The organism is Clostridiales bacterium, from assembly GCA_017961515.1.
Taxonomy (GTDB): domain Bacteria; phylum Bacillota; class Clostridia; order Acetivibrionales; family RGIG10202; genus RGIG10202.
Genome location: JAGCXC010000075.1, coordinates 1 through 2679 on the forward strand (window position 1 = coordinate 1; position 2679 = coordinate 2679).

2 protein-coding genes are annotated in these 2679 nt (G+C 29.8%); both read left to right on the top strand.

The window, feature by feature from the left end; translation table 11 throughout:
• Nucleotides 1-219: 219 nt before the first annotated feature.
• Entirely contained in the window at nucleotides 220-1281 is a 1062-nt protein-coding gene (locus J6Y29_05050) for an O-antigen ligase family protein (GenBank protein MBP5427238.1), read from the top strand.
• A 247-nt stretch (nucleotides 1282-1528) separates the two neighbouring features.
• Nucleotides 1529-2668 (top strand): glycosyltransferase family 4 protein, encoded by a 1140-nt coding sequence (locus tag J6Y29_05055; GenBank protein ID MBP5427239.1) that lies wholly within the window; start codon nucleotides 1529-1531, stop codon nucleotides 2666-2668.
• Nucleotides 2669-2679: the final 11 nt, after the last annotated feature.

Below are 2679 nucleotides of genomic sequence, written 5' to 3' on the forward strand. Positions count from 1 at the left end.
ACATTATAAAAACGAGCTATTTGCTGTGAATATATATAAATGTTGCTGTTATTACATATGCTCATAGTGCAAGTTGTACTATAAGTTCATATTACAAGTGTATTAATAAGTATGATATCGCTTAATCCGAGAAAATTAAATCGTTGTGATTGGTACTTGATCTTATGGTTTTTGTACTATTTGCAGGGGATATTATACACATCAGGGGGTGGGCTTTCTGTGTCATTATTTGGAATAATACTACTAATATCCATTTATAATGTAATCAAAGTAAAAAATATAAATGACAAGCCGATCTTTTTCAACGGATTATCTTTATTGCTTATATTGTTCTCTGTTTATGGATTTGCGTTAATTTTACAAAATCCAGGAGTGGTTTTCTATCATAAAGCGAGTCGCTATGTACCTAGTTATATGTATTTAAAGCAGATATATCTGTCTTTATTACCTATATTTTCCTTTTATTACTACACAGTAAAAGGATATCTTACAGAAAAAAGATTATGTAATTGGATATACGTTTTCTTTATATCTGCTTTGTTGTCATTTTACAGATATCAAATAGATAAAGCAGGAGATGATTCTGGGGAGGTTACTAATAATATGGGATATCTTTTCCTTTCATTAATACCTTCATTATTACTTTTTAGAAGAAATGTAATAAAAATGTATTTAGGATTGTTTGTGATTTTAGTTTATTTGGTATTAGGAATGAAAAGAGGGGCTATAATGATAGGGGCAGTCTGTATATTGTATTTCTTGTGGAATTCTATAAGATTATCCAGCGGAATTACCAAAATCAAATATATTCTTTTTACAATTGTTTTAACTGTTATAGGCTTCTATTTCGTTCTTTATCAAATGAATACAAATGAGCTTTTAAATAAACGTATAGAAGATACAATGGAAGGTGATTCTAGTAATAGGGAAGACATTTATACTACATTTTGGGATTTGTTTTTTTCTCAGGCAGGTGGGTTGAATTTCGTTTTTGGTTTTGGTGCTAATGGAACTCTTGAACTTTGTGGCTATTATGCCCATAACGATTGGTTGGAAATAATGATCAATCAAGGTTTGCTCGGTTTTTTTGTGTTCCTATATTTCTTTGTGTGTTTTTATAATAGTTGGAAATATTCAATCAATAAAGATTCAAAACTTGCTTTAGCTTTAATAGGTTTTATCGTTTTAGCAAGGTCATTTTTTTCTATGTCATATGGTAGTATGACATATATGTTCACGAGTGTTTTTGGTTATTATTTAGCTATTAGTAAAAAAACATAATGTTTATATCTATGCCTAAAATGAATGTACTATAATATGAAATTGGGCATATTAAAACTCCATCTAAAATAGACTTTAATATATTAACAATGTGAGTTTGTTTATGTAATGGATATATAAACTTGCTTGTCAAAAAGAGTACAATGTGTCAACTTTTTGCGATTTCATATGAATACAAATGAAGAATGGAGTTTACTAAAGTTGTAATTCGCTTTTTTAGAGTATAATTAATATATCAGGTCATTATATGCATATATGCGTTGTATCCCCATCTTTTCCAACTTCAAAAACAATAGATTTCATTTTTGTAGAACAGCTATGCCGAGCTTTTGCTGATAATGGTCATAAAGTAAGTGTAATTGCTCCGCAATCTGTTACAAAGTGTATAGTTCGCCATATACCAATAGTGAAAAGACATAGTACTATTGTAACAAACAAAGGCAATTTGATTGATTTGTATCGTCCTTATTATTTGTCTATAGGAAATAGTTCGTCAAAGTTATTTAAGAATTCATTTAATAGATCAGTAGCGAGAGCATTTAATAGTATTAACGATAAACCCGATGTGTGTTATGGACATTTTTGGAAATCTATTTTTTCCATTTATCCAATAGCAAAAAAATATAATATACCTCTTTCTGGTGCATCTGGAGAAGAAGATGTGGCAAGATATGTACATGTTACCGAGGAGTTTAAAAATGAACTCCTAAATTATATGCTGGGTGTAGTTAGTGTGTCTTCTAAAAATAAGCTAGAATGTTTAAAACTTCGTTTGGTTACAGAAAACAAGTCAATAGTAATTCCTAATGCTATAAATATAAATCTATTTAGAAATAAGAATAAACAACAGATAAGAAAGCAACTGGGAATATCAGATAATGATTTCGTTGTTTCATTTACTGGCCAGTTTATTCCGCGTAAGGGTACACTTCGATTGGATCAAGCATTATCACAATTGGGAGATTCTTCAATTAAAGCAATATTTATGGGAAGTGGGTCTGAAGATCCGAAATATAATGGAATAATTTTTAAAGGAAGAGTTGACCATGACAAATTACCTGATTATCTTTCCGCATCTGATGTGTTTGTGTTGCCAACAGAGAATGAAGGGTGTAGTAATGCTATAATTGAGGCTATGGCGTGTAAACTTCCAATTATTTCGACAGATGCAGATTTTAACAAAGATATATTAAATGAAGAAAATTCAATCTTACTTGATTGTCATAATATAGATGAGATATCGTCTGCGATAAAAAAGCTAAAAGAAGAGAAAATGTTAAGAGAGTCTATGGCTATTGCTGCCTATGAAACAGCTTGTGGACTTTCTATCGATAAAAGAGCAGAAAAAATCATTGATTATATAAAAGAGAGAATTAATAGAAAATGAATACGAAATTA